We start from the raw sequence: 14,193 nt of genomic DNA, 5'->3' as shown, positions 1-14,193 counted from the left end.
TTGCTTACGGAGCTGTAACGCTCACAATGACCTGCTCGGAAGCCGGTGACGATAGATCCGTGCATGAGACCGAGTATGAGATCTTGGTTTCGACGGTTGGATCGTCGGGCAACGTGATGTCGAACTCAGTATCGTTCGTACCCCATGTCGACGAGCCAGCACTGGGACCACCCTGGATCAAGAAGCTGTAGCCCGAGCGAGGATGCCCGGAAGGGCAATCCTCGTAGGCATTCCACTTCACCGTGACCGTGTCACCGGGTGCGTAGGGACCCGCAGGCTCCAAGAGATTTGCCTGAGGCTGCGGAGGTGTCGGTGTCTCAGGAATAGCGTCGTAGAAGTACACCGTGATGGTCTCTCCTTGAGCAACGTTCCCCGTGGGCGCCGCACGGTACGAGAATCCGACCTTTTCTGGCGCAGGGGCAACGGTTCCGGTTTGGGCGTCGAGAAGCAAGCCCTTCTCGGTGAGCAGACTCTCAACGGCTGCTTCTTTGCGATCGAGAAGTTCGTCCTCGCTGAGCGCCACTAAGGTCGAGCTCGGCGTGGGTTCTGGTTCCGATGTCTGGGATGGCGTTGACGGCGCTGCGCTGCTGGTTACGGGAGGTTCTTCCTCTCCCGGGCTGGCAAGCAACGCAATGATGACGCCGATCAATACGACTGCCAGAAGCGAGATCACGGCAACGATGGGCCATGTCCACGGGTTGCGGGGCTTCGACTCTGCGGCAATTTCGGCAGCCGTCGCAGGCTCCCCAGCCGTACCCGCTACTCCAGCTGCACCGGCAGTCGTCAAAACGCGTGTCGCCTGTGTCGCGTTGCCGTAGTTAAGCCCAACCGTCGCGGCGTGGGAGTTGTCCCCCATGATTCCAGGAACCGCCGCAGCCGCGGCAGCGATGTCGCCGCGGCGAAGTGACTGAGCGGCGCGCGACAGATGCGACGCGGACGCGGGGCGATCGCCGGGCGATTTCGCCAAGCACGCGTAGACAAGATTCCTCACGGGCTCAGCGACCGTGATCGGCAACTCCGGCGGAGTCTCGTTGATTTGCGCCATGGCGATCGCAACTTGGGACTCGCCCGTGAACGGACGACGGCCAGCGAGGGCTTCGTAGGCGACAATGCCGAGCGAATAAATATCGGTAGTGGGAGACGCGGGGTGACCACTGGCCTGCTCCGGCGACAGATACTGCACCGTTCCCATAACCTGTCCAGTGGCGGTTAGCGGAACCTGGTCAGCAATGCGCGCGATACCGAAGTCAGTGATCTTTACTCGGCCCTCGGGGGTGATGAGGAGATTTCCGGGCTTGATATCGCGGTGCACGAGTCCCGCAGCATGGGCAGCCTGAAGGGCGGCCGCTGTCTGCGCAACAATATCGAGCACGCGGTCGGGGTCGAGCATCCGTTCACGCTCGAGGATGGCGCTCAAGGCCTCGCCAGGAACAAGCTCCATGACGAGGTAGGCGCTACCCTCTTCCTCGCCGTAGTCGAAGACGTTGGCGATGCCCTCGTGATTGACGAGAGCCGCATGACGAGCTTCGGCGCGAAAACGCTCAAGGAACCCGGGGTCGCCCAGATACTCATCTTTGAGAATCTTGATCGCGACCGTTCGACCGATAACAAGGTCTGTGGCTTCCCACACCTCGCCCATGCCACCAATCGCTACACGACTGGACAGCTGGTATCTGCCACCGAAAGTGAGTCCACTGGTCGGTCTCATCTGTTTAGCACCGCCTCTAGTACTTGACGCCCAATTGGTGCGGAGAGGCCACTCGAGGTACCGGACTGTCCCAGCCCGCCACCGTCTTGCACCACTACCGCTACTACAACTTCTGGATCATTAGCCGGCGCGAATCCGGTGAACCATAGCGTGTATGGCTCGCCTTCTCCGTTCTCTGCTGTGCCGGTTTTTCCTGCGACCTCGACACCATCGATCGCGGCAGTGTTCGCTGCACCGTTACTGACCCCATCCACCATCATCTGAGTGAGAGAGGCCGCGGTCTGCGGACTAATTGCCTGATTGAACAGCGCCGGTTCGAAGGACTGAATGGTTGTGAGATCAGAAGAAACGATGCTCTCAACAAGATTGGGTTGCATGAGGGTGCCGCTATTGGCGATCGCCATCGACACCATAGCCATTTGAAGTGGGGAAGCGCGGACGCTCGATTGCCCAAATGCCGAAAGCATCGTCTGAGGGCGGTCAAGCGCGCGAGGGTACACACTCTCTGTCGAGGCGAGGGGCACAGAAACGCTCTCGTTGAATCCAAACTTATTCGCCTGCTCGCGAATCGCATTCGAGCCCAACTCATCGCCCAGTTCTGCGAATGGGATGTTGCAGGACAGCCGGATGGCCGTGGCGATGGTTGCTTTGCTTCCGCTGCCACACGTGCCACTGTCTGCGTTGCTGATCTTGAAGGTGCTCTCGGGAAGTTGCAGCTCGGCGGGGTTAGCGAAAGAGCTTTCGGCGGTGTAGTCGCCACTCTCTAGAGCAGCCGCGGCAACAACGAGTTTGAATGTTGAGCCGGGCGGATCCAGGGGGCCCGCAAGCGTACGGTTGAAGAACGGTTCATCGGGATCGTTCAGCAAACGATCGTAAGCGTCAATGACGTCGCTCGTGTTGTGCACGGCAAGTTCGTTGGGGTCGTAGGAGGGCTTTGACACCATCGCGAGAATCTCGCCGGTCTTTGGGTCGATGGCTACGACAGCACCCTTGAGATCACCAAGCGCATCCCACGCCGCCTGCTGAATAACCGGATCCAGTGTGAGTTCTACGGCCGCGCCTGTTGGGTTCTGGCCAGTGAGGATCGAGTTGACCTGATCGAAGAACTGGTCGTTTGACGAACCGCTGAGGTAGTCATTGAGTGAGTTTTCGAGACCGGTATTGCCCTGATTCAGAGTCAGATAGCCGGTGACCGGGGCGTACAGTTCGGGTTTTGGGTAGACGCGCAAGAACTTGAACTCGTCATCGACCGGTTCTGAGTATGCGATTGGTTCGCCATTGACGAGAATCGGGCCACGTTCGGCGGAGTAACTGGCGTACAGAGTGCGAACGTTGCGGCCATCCGCCTGAAGCTGGTCGGCGGTAACAACTTGAATGACGGAGCTTGAAATGAACAAGCTCACGAACATGAGAAGCACTACCGTACTGACTCGCTTGAGTTCGCGATTCACTGTCCCACCACCAATCGGTTGTCGATCGTCGGCTCGATTACGAGCTGCGGCTGATGCCGCACGGTGTCCGAGAGCCGCAATAGCAGCGCTGCAATGATCCAGTTGGCAACGAGAGACGAACCGCCGGCCGCTAGGAACGGAGTTGTTAGCCCGGTCAACGGAATGACGCGCGTTACTCCGCCGATAACCACAAATACCTGGAGCGCGAGCACGAAGGCAAGCCCGACGCCTAAGAGGCGGCCGAAATCATCTTGACCGGCAAAACCGATACGGAATCCACGAGACACAAAGAGAAGATATAGCGCGAGGATTGCGAAGATGCCGATAAGGCCCAGTTCTTCTCCCAGCGAAGCGATGATGTAGTCGCTTTCGGCGAGTGGCGTGATTTCGGGGCTTCCGCGCCCGAGGCCTGTTCCGATGAGTCCGCCTTCAGCGAGCCCGAAGAGGCCCTGCACTAACTGGTAGCTGCCACCCGTGGCTTGATAAACATCCGGATTGAACGGATCGAGCCACGCGTCGATGCGTCCAGAAATATACGTGAGGTATTGGCTGGCGATGAAGGCGCCGCCGAGGAACATGCCCATGCCGAGCAGAATCCAGCTCGAGCGGCCTGTGGCCACATAAATCATCACGAGGAACAGACCGAAGTAAAGCAGGGCCGTTCCCATATCGCGCTGGAAGATCAACACCAGCATGGAAGCGACGAAGACAACGATGATGGGCCCCAGATCCCGGGCACGCGGGAAGGTCATCCCCAAGAACTTGCGGCCGACCATGGAGAGAGAGTCACGTGCCGAGACCAGATAACCGGCGAAGAAGATGGCCAGAGCGATTTTGGCGAGCTCACCCGGCTGGAAGGAGAACGCACCAATCTGAACCCAGAGGCGGGCGCCGAAGCGGGTATCTCCGATAACGGGGGCGAGCGGAAGCAGAAGCAGAGCGATACCACCGAACATTGCGATATAGCGGTACCGCTGCAGGATGCGGTGATTTTTGATGATGATGAGTACGCCTATCGCGATAACAATGGCGATACCTGTCCACACAATCTGACGGATGCCGCCGCTAGACCATCCGGTAGCTTCGTCCGCGAGATCGATGCGGTAGATCATGGCGATACCGAGACCATTGAGCACGGTAATGATGGGCAGGATCAGCGGATCAGCATCCCGAGCTGTCACCCGCAGTGTGATGTGCATGGCGAGAATCAGCACGCCCAACAAACCAGAAAGCCCCAGAACTGTTAACCCTAGGTGACCCATGGCGCCGAGTTGCACGAGAGCGATCGACCCGAGGTTGATCGAGATCGCCACAATAATCAGCAACAGTTCAAGATTGCGCAAGCGCGCAGGCACCCGCAGCTTGAGACGGATGTTCTCGGTGATCTCTCGTGGGCCGGTCGAAGCCGAGGCACGAGCGTCGGCGCTAGGGGACTTGGGCATCAGACAACATTCTTACGATGCGGCGGGCGTCATTGAGGTCAGTCGCGTTGATCGTATTTTCAACGCTCGCCCTCAAGTAAAGCGGAAGGTCGACGACGCGCACATCCGTCACTTGGTACACGTGGGAGAGAGAGATGGGACCAATATCTTGTTGCACCCCCTGATAGATGGCGACCTTGCCATCCTCGATGCCAACGAAGTGCTGCTGTTGCGTGTACTGGTACCCGAGAACGAGGCCGGTGACGATGGCGGCGATGGTAAGAGTGATGAAGGTAATCCAGGAGATGCGGCGATTACGCACACGTCGGCGGTCTTCGCGGATGATCGCCTGATAGTACTCGTCTGATTCGGGTTCGAAGTGGCTGTCGTCGGGCTGAGTTGCCTTGAGCGGGTGAAGCAGCAGGTTCGGTAGGCGGACGGGCTTTTTGACGATCGACGGCTCGAACGAGAGCGGTGAGGCGGCCGAACCCACCATGAGGGGCGGCTCGTGGGCTGATGAATCGTCGTCACCGATATCGACGAGCACGACGGTCACATTGTCGGGGGCTCCTTGATCGAGGCTCGCCTGCACAAGACGTTCGGTAGCCAGTTCGGGATCCGTTACCCGGCGCAGTGTCGCGGCGATTTTATCTTCGGCCACAAAGCTACTGAGGCCGTCAGAGCAGAGCAGCCAACGGTCGCCCGGTTCGGTCGAGAAGATCTCGGTGTCAATCTCAGGGGACGCATCGACGTCACCAAGAACGCGCATGAGAACCGAGCGTCGTGGATGCACGGCCGCCTCTTCGAGCGTGATGCGACCGCTCTCGACCAGCCGTTGCACGAAGGTGTGGTCGTGCGTTATCTGCGTCATCTCACCCTTGCGCAGCAAGTAAATACGAGAGTCGCCGATGTGAGCCATCGCCATTTTGTTGCCCACGCGGATCATTCCGCTGACCGTGGTTCCCATTCCCGTGAGCTCATTGTGCTCGATGACGGTGTCAGAAAGGATGCCGTTGGCGGCAAGAAGAGTGTCGTGGAGTACTTGAGCAGCATCGTCCGCGGACTCGAAACTGCGATCTGCTTCCGCTACGTGCTTAATTGTGATGGCCGAAGCAACATCGCCACCTGCGTGGCCACCCATACCGTCAGCGACAATAAAGAGGTGACTGCCAGCGTAGGCACTGTCCTGGTTGTTAGCCCGAACCTTACCCACATGGGATGCGGCAGCACTGTTGCCCGAAGTGGCCATTCAGTTACCGTCGCAGTTCGAAGCTAGTAGTGCCGATCTTGATCGGCGTGTTCAACGGAACCGGAGTAGGCACGCTCACGCGCTGCCCTGCCAAGAAAGTGCCGTTAGTGGAGTCGAGGTCCTGAACAACCCAGCTGTCGGCCCAGCGCAACAGCCGAGCGTGGTGCGTTGAGGTGTAGTCATCGCGAATAACGAGGCCTGATTCGCTGGAACGCCCGATCGTGAGCTGCTCCTCGGGAAGAGAAATTTCCAGACCCTCTTTAGAACCGGACACAATCACCAGGCGGGTGGCATCGAGGGAACTGCCGGTAGCGGGCGCTGTGGGTGCTACGGGACGAGTGGGTTGCGCGGCAGCGGGTGTCGGGGGAGTGGCGGGAGCTTGTTGCGCCTGAGCAGCGCTCTGCACGGGCATTCGACGCACCTTCTCTCCGAAGAGGTCGGAGCGCAGGGCGTAGACGATCGCAAAAATGAAACCCCACATGATGGCGAGGAACGCGATGCGCAGTAGGAGGAGCGTGAGTTCACTCATAAGGTGAACCCCCGGTCATTGCGGCGATCAGCGGACTGGTCGGCATCGGCAGATTGGGCAAGCACACGGAACACGATACGGGTTCGACCGATATCAATCACGGATTCCGGTGCGAGTGGTGCGCGAGAAACTGGGGATCCGTTCAATTTGGACCCGTTGGTGGAGTTGAGGTCGTTGACTTCGGCGCGCGAGCCGTCCCAGAGGATCTCGACGTGCTTGCGAGAGATTCCGGTGTCATCCACCGTGATATCGGCCTCGCTGCCGCGGCCGATGATGGTGCGTGAGTGCACAAGCGTGTGGCGGTTGCCGTTGATATCGACGACCGGAGTCCACGCCACGGTGCCCTTGACGCTGACGGAATCAACTTCGATCATGCCTTGGCTCAGTGAACTGTCGGGACTGAGCGAGATTGAGATGCCGCCGGAGAAGGAATAGTGCTGCGCGGTGGCGTGTCGCTGAACGAGCTCGGTGAGTTCGGAGATGAGCGTGCTGCCGAGGCCGGCCATGCGCTGGTAGTCGGTGTCGCTCAGGCGAACGGTGAAGTTGTTGGGCACGAGGATGCGGTCGCGCGACACCACCGCGGCCTGCGTGTCGAGTTCGCGGCGCAGGGCGCTAGTGATTTCGACGGGTTGCAGACCACTTTTGAAGGTCTTAGCGAAAGCGCCGTTTACTGCGCGTTCGAGACCTCGCTCAAAGTTGTCCAGAAGACCCAAAGCTCTCCTCGTAGTGGCTCGGTGTAGTACGTCGATGTTAGCCGGTGTGTGTGGCTAACCCGTTACTCCGGGGTCGAGCTATTTAAGGAAGGAGGCCCATGGGGTCAACGCGAGTGCCGTTGACGTAGGTCTCGAAGTGGAGGTGGGCGACGGTGACGTATCCGGTAGCTCCACTCAGCCCCAGCGGAGTGCCTGCCGCAACAGTTTGACCGGGGGAGACCATTTGCGAGCCGGCGATCATGTGCGAGTAAAGGGTAGAAACCCCGCTGCCGTGATCAACCTTGACGTACTGGCCCCAGCCGCCCCCGTAGGAGACTTGGGTGACGACACCGGGCGATGCCGAGACGATTGTCGCTCCGCTACCGGTCATGATGTCGATGCCGCCGTGAAACTCTGACCCGCGGTAGCCGAAGCCGTCATTGACGGGAGCATTGGCGGGCCAGACCGCGAGGAACCCGGCGAACTCTCCACCGTACGTTCCAGCGAACGAGCCAGATGGTCCTGAGTAGACGGGTTCGGGCTCGGGTTCGGGCTCGGGTTCCTTAATGGTGAGCTTGTCGCGGGTAGCGGCGGAAATTTCGGTTTCGACGGTCGAAGCGAACGACTGGATCGGCACCGTTTGCGCTGGCTCTGTATCGGCGATCTCGACGGCCTGCTGCAGGGCGGCCGATGCCGACGCCGCGGATGCGGTTGATTCGATATCGCGCGACGAAGGTTCCATGTGTGCAGCGGCTGGAACAGTCACGCTCACGACAACAGCCATGATTGCGCTGAGTGTCAGCAATCGTTTCACGCGGTAACCCCCAGGGGTGTGGTCTGTGTTCTGTCTGGTTGGACAGTTGTGGATCAAGTCTGGTTCTACCCGCAGCTGTAGGCACACGGACAACTATCGAGCTTATATGACGAAGCTGTGAATCGTCACTGAACATCTCCTCGCCGACGAATCGTTGAACAGCCCGACGCTGTGATAATCTCACTCAGTTGAGTGTTCAACTCAACCCACGCGTGAGTGGCGGAATTGGTAGACGCGCACGGTTCAGGTCCGTGTGTTCGAAAGGACGTGGGGGTTCAAGTCCCCCCTCGCGCACAGTGCAATCGCACAGTAGAAGTAAAAGAAAAGGCCCACCGGTTGGTGGGCTTTTTCTTATTGGTCTGTAGGGGATTGCCCCGGTTCTCTGCCGGCTAGCGAACCTGGCGCGCAGTGAACTGCATCCGCGGGTTCGCGTAAAACTCTTGCGACTCGACGAGCTGGAGTTCGCGTTCGCCCGACTCGAGGGTCTTGGTGAGAAGGTCGAAAACACTGGATGCCGTGCGGGCGAGCGCATCCGCCGCGTCGCCGGTCTGAGTGAAGTGGGCGGTGAAGAGGGCCGCGGTCACGTCACCGGAACCATTGGCCTTCATGGGAAGCTGCGGGGTCTGCACGATCCAGGCTCCGGCATCCGTCACGACCAACATCTCGATGGTGTCGGCCTCACGATCGGGGCGCTCAACGCTCGTCACGAGTACCGTGCTGGGGCCCATAGCGCGCGCGAGATCGGCGGATGCCAAAGTCGACTCGATCGTGTCGGGCTCCGTATGAGTAAGGAAGCCAAGTTCGAACTGGTTGGGCGTGATGATATCGGCGACCGGAACCACGCGCTCACGCAGCAGGATGGGGATGGCGGGGGCCACGAAGCATCCGGATTTCGCATTGCCCATCACGGGATCGCACGCGTAGATCGCGTTCGGATTCGCCGCTTTGACGCGAGCCACAGTGTCGATGATGACATCGCCGATGCCGTCGCCACCCTGGTATCCCGAAAGGATGACGTCGATCTGCGGGAAGACGCCGCGATCCTCGATGCCAGCGATGACTTCAGAGACATCGCTCGGGTCGATCATTGGTCCGCGCCACGCGCCATAGCCAGTGTGGTTAGAGAAGTTGACCGTATAAACCGGCAACACCTCAACGCCGATGCGCTGCAGCGGGAACACCGCAGCAGAGTTGCCGACATGACCAAACGCTACTGCGGACTGAATCGAGAGGATCTTCATCCTTCGATTCTCCCACTTTCATCGCGCGCTAGGTGGCTTCGGCCCGTCCAGCATTGCGAGCCAAAATGTACAGCGAGGCTTCTAAAGGCAGCCGCAGGTCGAGCTTGGTGACACGCTCGAGCTGGTCAAGGCGGTTCGTGATCGTATTGCGGTGGCAAAACAGGGTGCGTGCGGCTGTCGCGATCGAGCCGCTAGAGAGAAATTCTTCCGCGGTGCGTTCGAGCACGGTGCGTTCGGCAGAGGGAAGTTTGAGCAGCGCGTCGATGTGGCGCTGGTGGATGATGCGGCCAGTATCGAAGGGATTCTGAAAGACCGAAACGTGCCAATGGTCCGCAACGCTGATGAGCCGGGCGTCGGTGGGAGGCAACACCAACGCGACTCCCTGGGCAACACGAATGGCGGCAGGGACCGAGGAGATCCCGTGGATGTTATCCAGCATGAGCACTTTTTGTTCGTGCTTGATGGCATTGAGCGGAAGTGAACCTTCGCGGGGTAACTGGGCGATCAGCACCGGCCCGGATTCCGTTTCGTGGTGGTGGGCGATGATTCCGGCGCGCTCCAGAGTGGTGTGGAGGCTCTCGAGCGATTCATCGACTTTGTCTGCATGGGCGAAGACGGTGAAATCGCCTTCGGGCGAGAATGACAAGATCTTGCACGCGCGTGTATTGAGTACGTGGTTCTTGCCGTCGGTTTCTTGGATGCGCGTAAACCAGAGGCGGCGCTCATCCTGCCGTACTTGCGCCATCCCATACTGGGTTGCCATGTAGGCGTTCGTGAGCTCTTGGCTGTGGCGTTCGATGGCATCCCAGATGCGGGGCACGCCGTCGAAGACATCACGCATCTCGGAATCATCGGTGTGGGCAGAGATTGCCTCCCACATGATGCGATAGTCGAGCCGGATGGCACCCATCAGGTCGTTCAGCGGAATTCCTTGCAGTGCACGAGAGTGGCCAACACGCTCAGAGACACCCCGCGCTTCGGACGGGATCGCGTGACCGCCGATGTCGCTCAGGAGTCGGATGAAAACGAGGCGACAATCTGCCTCGACGCGTTCCCGCTCGACTAATCCCTCGCTATAGGCGGAGATCGCACCGAGGTGGACGGCCCAACGTGCGACGAGCGTATCGACCTCTGAAAGGCAGGCGCGAGTCGCGTTCGTCAGGATTTCGGGGATCGGGAGCTCAGTCAATGTCGGCCACGTTTCAGGCAGATTTCTAATTGTGCAATTGCACACTATCTGCTCTCAATGATACGCGAATCGTCGATTGCCGCCCCGGCGCAACCTTGCGAGCATTGACCAATCGGTTTTCCCCAGCGCCAATCAGGGGCCGCAATTACATGACATTTACTTGAGAGAAGGCACAGCTCATGCTGAACATCACCAAAAGTATCGGGGGGTCGATCATTGCGCTTGGTTCGGTCGCGCTCCTGCTCACCGGGTGTGCAGTTGATCAAACTGGCACCAACGCCGAGGACACCTCAACGGCGAACTCCAGCAACGACCGTTCGTGGAACGAAGGCGGCGCCGTTACAATTCCCACGCCGGCTGAAGGCTCGGGTGACGGAATCAATATCATGTTCACCGGGTTCGGTCAGGACAACAACCTCGCTAACGCATTCGCGGACGCGGTTATTGCGGAGGCCGAGCTTTACGGTGCGACGGCCGAATTCTCCGGCCCGCCCAGCTACGATCCTCTCGCACAGTCCGCACTGCTGTGCGACGCCGCAACGTCCGGTCGCTTCCAAGCGATCATCATGCAGACCATCGACAGCGCGAGCATCGTCGAATGCGCCAAGCAGGCAATTGACGCCGGAATCTCGATTGTGAGCATTGAGTTCCCTATCGGTGCCGACGTTACTGCTGACTCGCTGCAGGTCGAGGGCGTCGTCGCGCAGATCCGCGAAGACGTCGTCGGAATCGCTGAAGCTCAAGCTCAAGCAGCCATTGATACCTGCGATGGTGTCGACCCTTGTTTGGTCGGTATTGGCTGGGGTGTTCGTTCGCTTGCGTTCGACGCCGCCAAGGTTGATCCGATGCTGAATATGCTCGCAGAGCACTCGAACATTAACGTCGTGTGTGAAGCAGACGCGGGGTACGCCGAAGACTCGGGTAAGACCGTTGTCGCAGACTGCCTCTCGGCAAATCCCGACCTCGATGTTCTCGTAATGGGTTCGGACGAGTCCGCTCACGGAGCTGAACTTGCAATTGACGATGCCGGCATGACTTTCGGCCTTGGCGACAGCGACATCAAGATCATCGGTGCCTACGCACGGAAGTACGGAGTCCAGCAGATCATTGACGGCAAGTGGGTTATGAGCACCTTCTCGCGGCCCAATGCCGACGGACGCGCAGCTGTAGACCTGCTGCTGACAAGTCTTGCGGGAGACGAAATTCCGGAAAACGTTGACACTCAGGACTTGGATGCCATCGGCCTCTCCATCTTCCCGGAGACCGTCAACGACGTTCCCGACATCCTCGACCGGGCGTACTAAAGCTCCGAATCGGATCAGCTCATGGCTACAACACCACACGCGGGACTTCCCGCGACCGACCCCGGCGCACCCTTCGTGACAATGCACAACGTCTCGAAGCGGTTCGCCGGGGCTTCGGCTCTTGACGGAGTGTCCGTTGAAATAGAGGCCGGAAAAATTCACGCACTCGTTGGAGCCAACGGTGCAGGCAAATCAACTCTGGGTAAGGTACTTGCCGGCGTGCACGCCCTAGATGGCGGCACCATCACCGTCGACGGACGACAGGTATCGTTCTCGACACCTGCGGATGCGTTGCGTTACGGAATCGCCATCATGCAGCAGGAGATCGCGCTCGCCGGAAAGCTGAGTGTGGTCGACAATGTTTTCTTGGGAACCGAGTTTGCTCAAGCAGGTTTCCTCCGTCGCAAGCACCAAGCAGAAGAGTTCGAACTGCTTCGACAGCGCACCGGCTTCGAGATTGATCCCAACGCGATCGTCGATGAGCTTCGCGTGGGCGAGCAACAGCAAGTCGCCGTGCTCTGGGCACTCGCGCGGCACGCTCGTCTTGTGGTCATGGATGAGCCGACGGCGTCTTTGGATCGCACAGACGCGCACCGACTACTCGACACAGCACGCAGACTCGCCGCCGAAGGAATTGCCGTCGTCTATGTTTCGCACTTCCTTGACGAGGTACTCGCCATCGCGGACACCGTTACGGTTCTTGCCAACGGTGAACTGATCGCCACTCGGCCGGCGTCCAGCCTCGACGAAGAGTCGATGATCGAACTTATGATCGGCACGAGCATGGAGGCGGCGTTCCCGCCCCTTCCTCCGCATCCGGACATCAGCGTTCAGCCGGCCCTCGCTGTGCGAGGAGTCTCGCAACCAGGAGTGCTCTCCGACATCACCCTGAATGTGTTCCCCGGCGAGATCGTCGGAATCTACGGACTGGTGGGTAGCGGGCGCTCAGAGTTCGCTCACGTTCTCGCGGGCGCGGCAGGAAAATTCGCGGGCGAGGTTCTGGTCGATGGCCGCGTAGCGAACGTGTCTTCGCCGCACGCTTCGATCGACTCCGGAATCACATTGCTGCCCGAGAGCCGAAAAGACCAAGGTCTGTTTCTGGGGCTTTCGGTCGCCGCCAACACTTCTGCTGCATCCCTCGACCGTTTTACGAACATCTTCGGGTTTGTTAATCGTAAGCGCGAGCGGGCAGAGGTCACTGAAGTGCTCGAACCGCTCGCGCTACGCGGAGGAAACCGACTCGACGAAGAAGTCGGAAACTTCTCTGGCGGCAACCAACAGAAGGTGCTGTTCGCTAAATGCCTTCTCACTAAGCCGGCATTGTTGATTTTGGATGAGCCGACTCGCGGTGTCGACATCGGTGCGAAACGTGCCATCTACGACGTCATCGTGAAAATTGCCGCGCAGGGCACCGCAGTCATCCTGATTTCGTCGGAGCAAGCAGAAGTGCTTCATCTCTGCCACCGCACGGCTGTGTTCTCAAAGGGCAGCATCGCGGAGTGGTTTGATCACGGCGATGTCGACGAAAGCCAACTACTGACGGCGGCCATAGGCACCGATGCTCTTGCAGCAACTCCCACTGACCCCATCTCGCACGAGACAACAAAGGCAACGAAATGACTCAGACTCTTAGTTCGATCGGTTCCGGTCGGAAGATAAACAAGGCGCTCGTTCGTGACTACGGTGTCTTGCTCATTCTTGTGGCGCTTTTCATCGCCCTCAGTTTCTCGGCCGAGAACTTTCTCACTGCCCGCAACCTCATGAACATTCTCGACCAGAATGCACCCCTCATGTTGATTGCGCTCGGGACAACGTTCGTGATTATTACCGGGGCGTTTGATCTCTCCAGTGGGCAGATCATGTCGCTCACAATTGTGCTCTGCACTCAGTTCACTTACCTGTTCTCGAATCCGATTCTCGGGATTCTGGTCGCAGTTCTCGTAGCAATCCCGATTGGTGCGTTCAACGGCTTCATCATTAGTCGCTTCAAGATCAACTCGTTCCTGACCACGCTGGCTTCCAGCTTGATCATTTCGGGCATCGCGCTCTATGCGACTGCCGGAAAACTCATCGACTTGTCTGCAAACAACACGTTCACCTTCGTAGGAACAACTCGCATCGGCGACGTCGTGCCGATCTCGGTCGTTATCTGCCTCGTGGTGTTTGTCGTTTTCACTGTAATTCTGCGGTACACGAAGATTGGCCGGCACATTTTTGCTCTCGGTGCGAATAAAGAAGCCGCTCGACTGTCTGGTATCTCTGAGGTGCGCATCCGAACGCTTGTATACGTGTTGGGTGCATTCGCGGCAGCGTTAGCAGGAATGATTCTGGCTTCACGAACGGGAGTCGGCCGTGTGCTTTCGAGTGCCGACGCTATGACGCTGAATGCGATTGCTGCGGTAGTTATCGGCGGCACCAGCATTGCCGGTGGCCGGGGAGCAATGTGGCGCACTGTCGTGGGAGTGCTTCTCCTTGCGCTGCTCCAAAATGCCTTCAACATGATGGGCGTTCCGCCTTACTGGCAGACGATCGTCACGGGCGCCGTCATCCTCCTTGCGGTTCTCGCGAACGCCACCGCCGGGCAAAAGGAATGAT

Annotated in this window: 12 protein-coding genes and 1 tRNA gene; 4 read left to right on the top strand and 9 right to left on the bottom strand. The window is 59.0% G+C overall.

Annotation, left to right across the window (positions count from 1 at the left end; genetic code table 11):
- Positions 1–4: 4 nt before the first annotated feature.
- From ACR3YK_RS05095 to ACR3YK_RS05065, 7 genes are all read right to left on the bottom strand, one after another.
- On the bottom strand, positions 5–1,708 hold the full coding sequence (locus ACR3YK_RS05095; protein ID WP_486176132.1) for a protein kinase domain-containing protein: 1,704 nt from the start codon (positions 1,706–1,708) through the stop codon (positions 5–7).
- Positions 1,705–3,159, bottom strand: coding sequence for a peptidoglycan D,D-transpeptidase FtsI family protein (locus ACR3YK_RS05090; protein WP_486176131.1), 1,455 nt, complete (start codon positions 3,157–3,159; stop codon positions 1,705–1,707). Before ACR3YK_RS05090 ends, ACR3YK_RS05095 begins: the two co-directional genes overlap by 4 nt.
- Positions 3,156–4,601: an FtsW/RodA/SpoVE family cell cycle protein gene (locus tag ACR3YK_RS05085; RefSeq protein ID WP_486176130.1), complete on the bottom strand. Its 1,446-nt coding sequence runs from the start codon at positions 4,599–4,601 to the stop codon at positions 3,156–3,158. The genes ACR3YK_RS05090 and ACR3YK_RS05085 overlap by 4 nt, the downstream gene beginning before the upstream one ends.
- Entirely contained in the window at positions 4,585–5,829 is a 1,245-nt protein-coding gene (locus tag ACR3YK_RS05080; protein WP_486176129.1) for a Stp1/IreP family PP2C-type Ser/Thr phosphatase, read from the bottom strand. Before ACR3YK_RS05080 ends, ACR3YK_RS05085 begins: the two co-directional genes overlap by 17 nt.
- 4 nt (positions 5,830–5,833) lie before the next feature.
- Positions 5,834–6,358: an FHA domain-containing protein FhaB/FipA gene (locus ACR3YK_RS05075; RefSeq protein WP_486176128.1), complete on the bottom strand. Its 525-nt coding sequence runs from the start codon at positions 6,356–6,358 to the stop codon at positions 5,834–5,836.
- Positions 6,355–7,071: an FHA domain-containing protein gene (locus ACR3YK_RS05070; protein WP_486176127.1), complete on the bottom strand. Its 717-nt coding sequence runs from the start codon at positions 7,069–7,071 to the stop codon at positions 6,355–6,357. Before ACR3YK_RS05070 ends, ACR3YK_RS05075 begins: the two co-directional genes overlap by 4 nt.
- Positions 7,072–7,153: 82 nt before the next feature.
- Positions 7,154–7,864, bottom strand: coding sequence for a M23 family metallopeptidase (locus ACR3YK_RS05065; RefSeq protein WP_486176126.1), 711 nt, complete (start codon positions 7,862–7,864; stop codon positions 7,154–7,156).
- A 210-nt stretch (positions 7,865–8,074) separates the two neighbouring features.
- Here ACR3YK_RS05065 and ACR3YK_RS05060 point away from each other — a divergent pair.
- A tRNA-Leu gene (locus ACR3YK_RS05060) sits at positions 8,075–8,158 on the top strand.
- Positions 8,159–8,253: 95 nt separating this feature from the next.
- On the opposite strand, the gene pdxY is transcribed toward ACR3YK_RS05060, so the two are convergent.
- Both pdxY and ACR3YK_RS05050 read right to left on the bottom strand, forming a co-directional pair.
- Complete coding sequence (gene pdxY, locus ACR3YK_RS05055) at positions 8,254–9,105, bottom strand: pyridoxal kinase PdxY (RefSeq protein ID WP_486176125.1); 852 nt, start codon at positions 9,103–9,105, stop codon at positions 8,254–8,256.
- 28 nt (positions 9,106–9,133) lie between these two features.
- Entirely contained in the window at positions 9,134–10,294 is a 1,161-nt protein-coding gene (locus tag ACR3YK_RS05050; protein WP_486176124.1) for an RsbRD N-terminal domain-containing protein, read from the bottom strand.
- Between the two features lie 179 nt (positions 10,295–10,473).
- On the opposite strand from ACR3YK_RS05050, the gene ACR3YK_RS05045 reads away from it, so the two are divergent.
- The 3 genes from ACR3YK_RS05045 to ACR3YK_RS05035 are packed head-to-tail and all read left to right on the top strand — an operon-like array spanning position 10,474 to position 14,192.
- The gene (locus ACR3YK_RS05045; RefSeq protein ID WP_486176123.1) at positions 10,474–11,598 is read left to right on the top strand and encodes a sugar ABC transporter substrate-binding protein; all 1,125 of its coding nucleotides are present in this window, start codon (positions 10,474–10,476) and stop codon (positions 11,596–11,598) included.
- A 21-nt stretch (positions 11,599–11,619) separates the two neighbouring features.
- Positions 11,620–13,218, top strand: coding sequence for a sugar ABC transporter ATP-binding protein (locus ACR3YK_RS05040; protein ID WP_486176122.1), 1,599 nt, complete (start codon positions 11,620–11,622; stop codon positions 13,216–13,218).
- A complete protein-coding gene (locus ACR3YK_RS05035; RefSeq protein ID WP_486176121.1) occupies positions 13,215–14,192 on the top strand; it encodes an ABC transporter permease in 978 nt (325 codons plus the stop codon). The genes ACR3YK_RS05040 and ACR3YK_RS05035 overlap by 4 nt, the downstream gene beginning before the upstream one ends.
- Position 14,193: the final 1 nt, after the last annotated feature.

Source organism: Salinibacterium sp. 10G20-15, from assembly GCF_057365065.1.
This window is presented reverse-complemented; position numbering and strand designations above follow the sequence as displayed.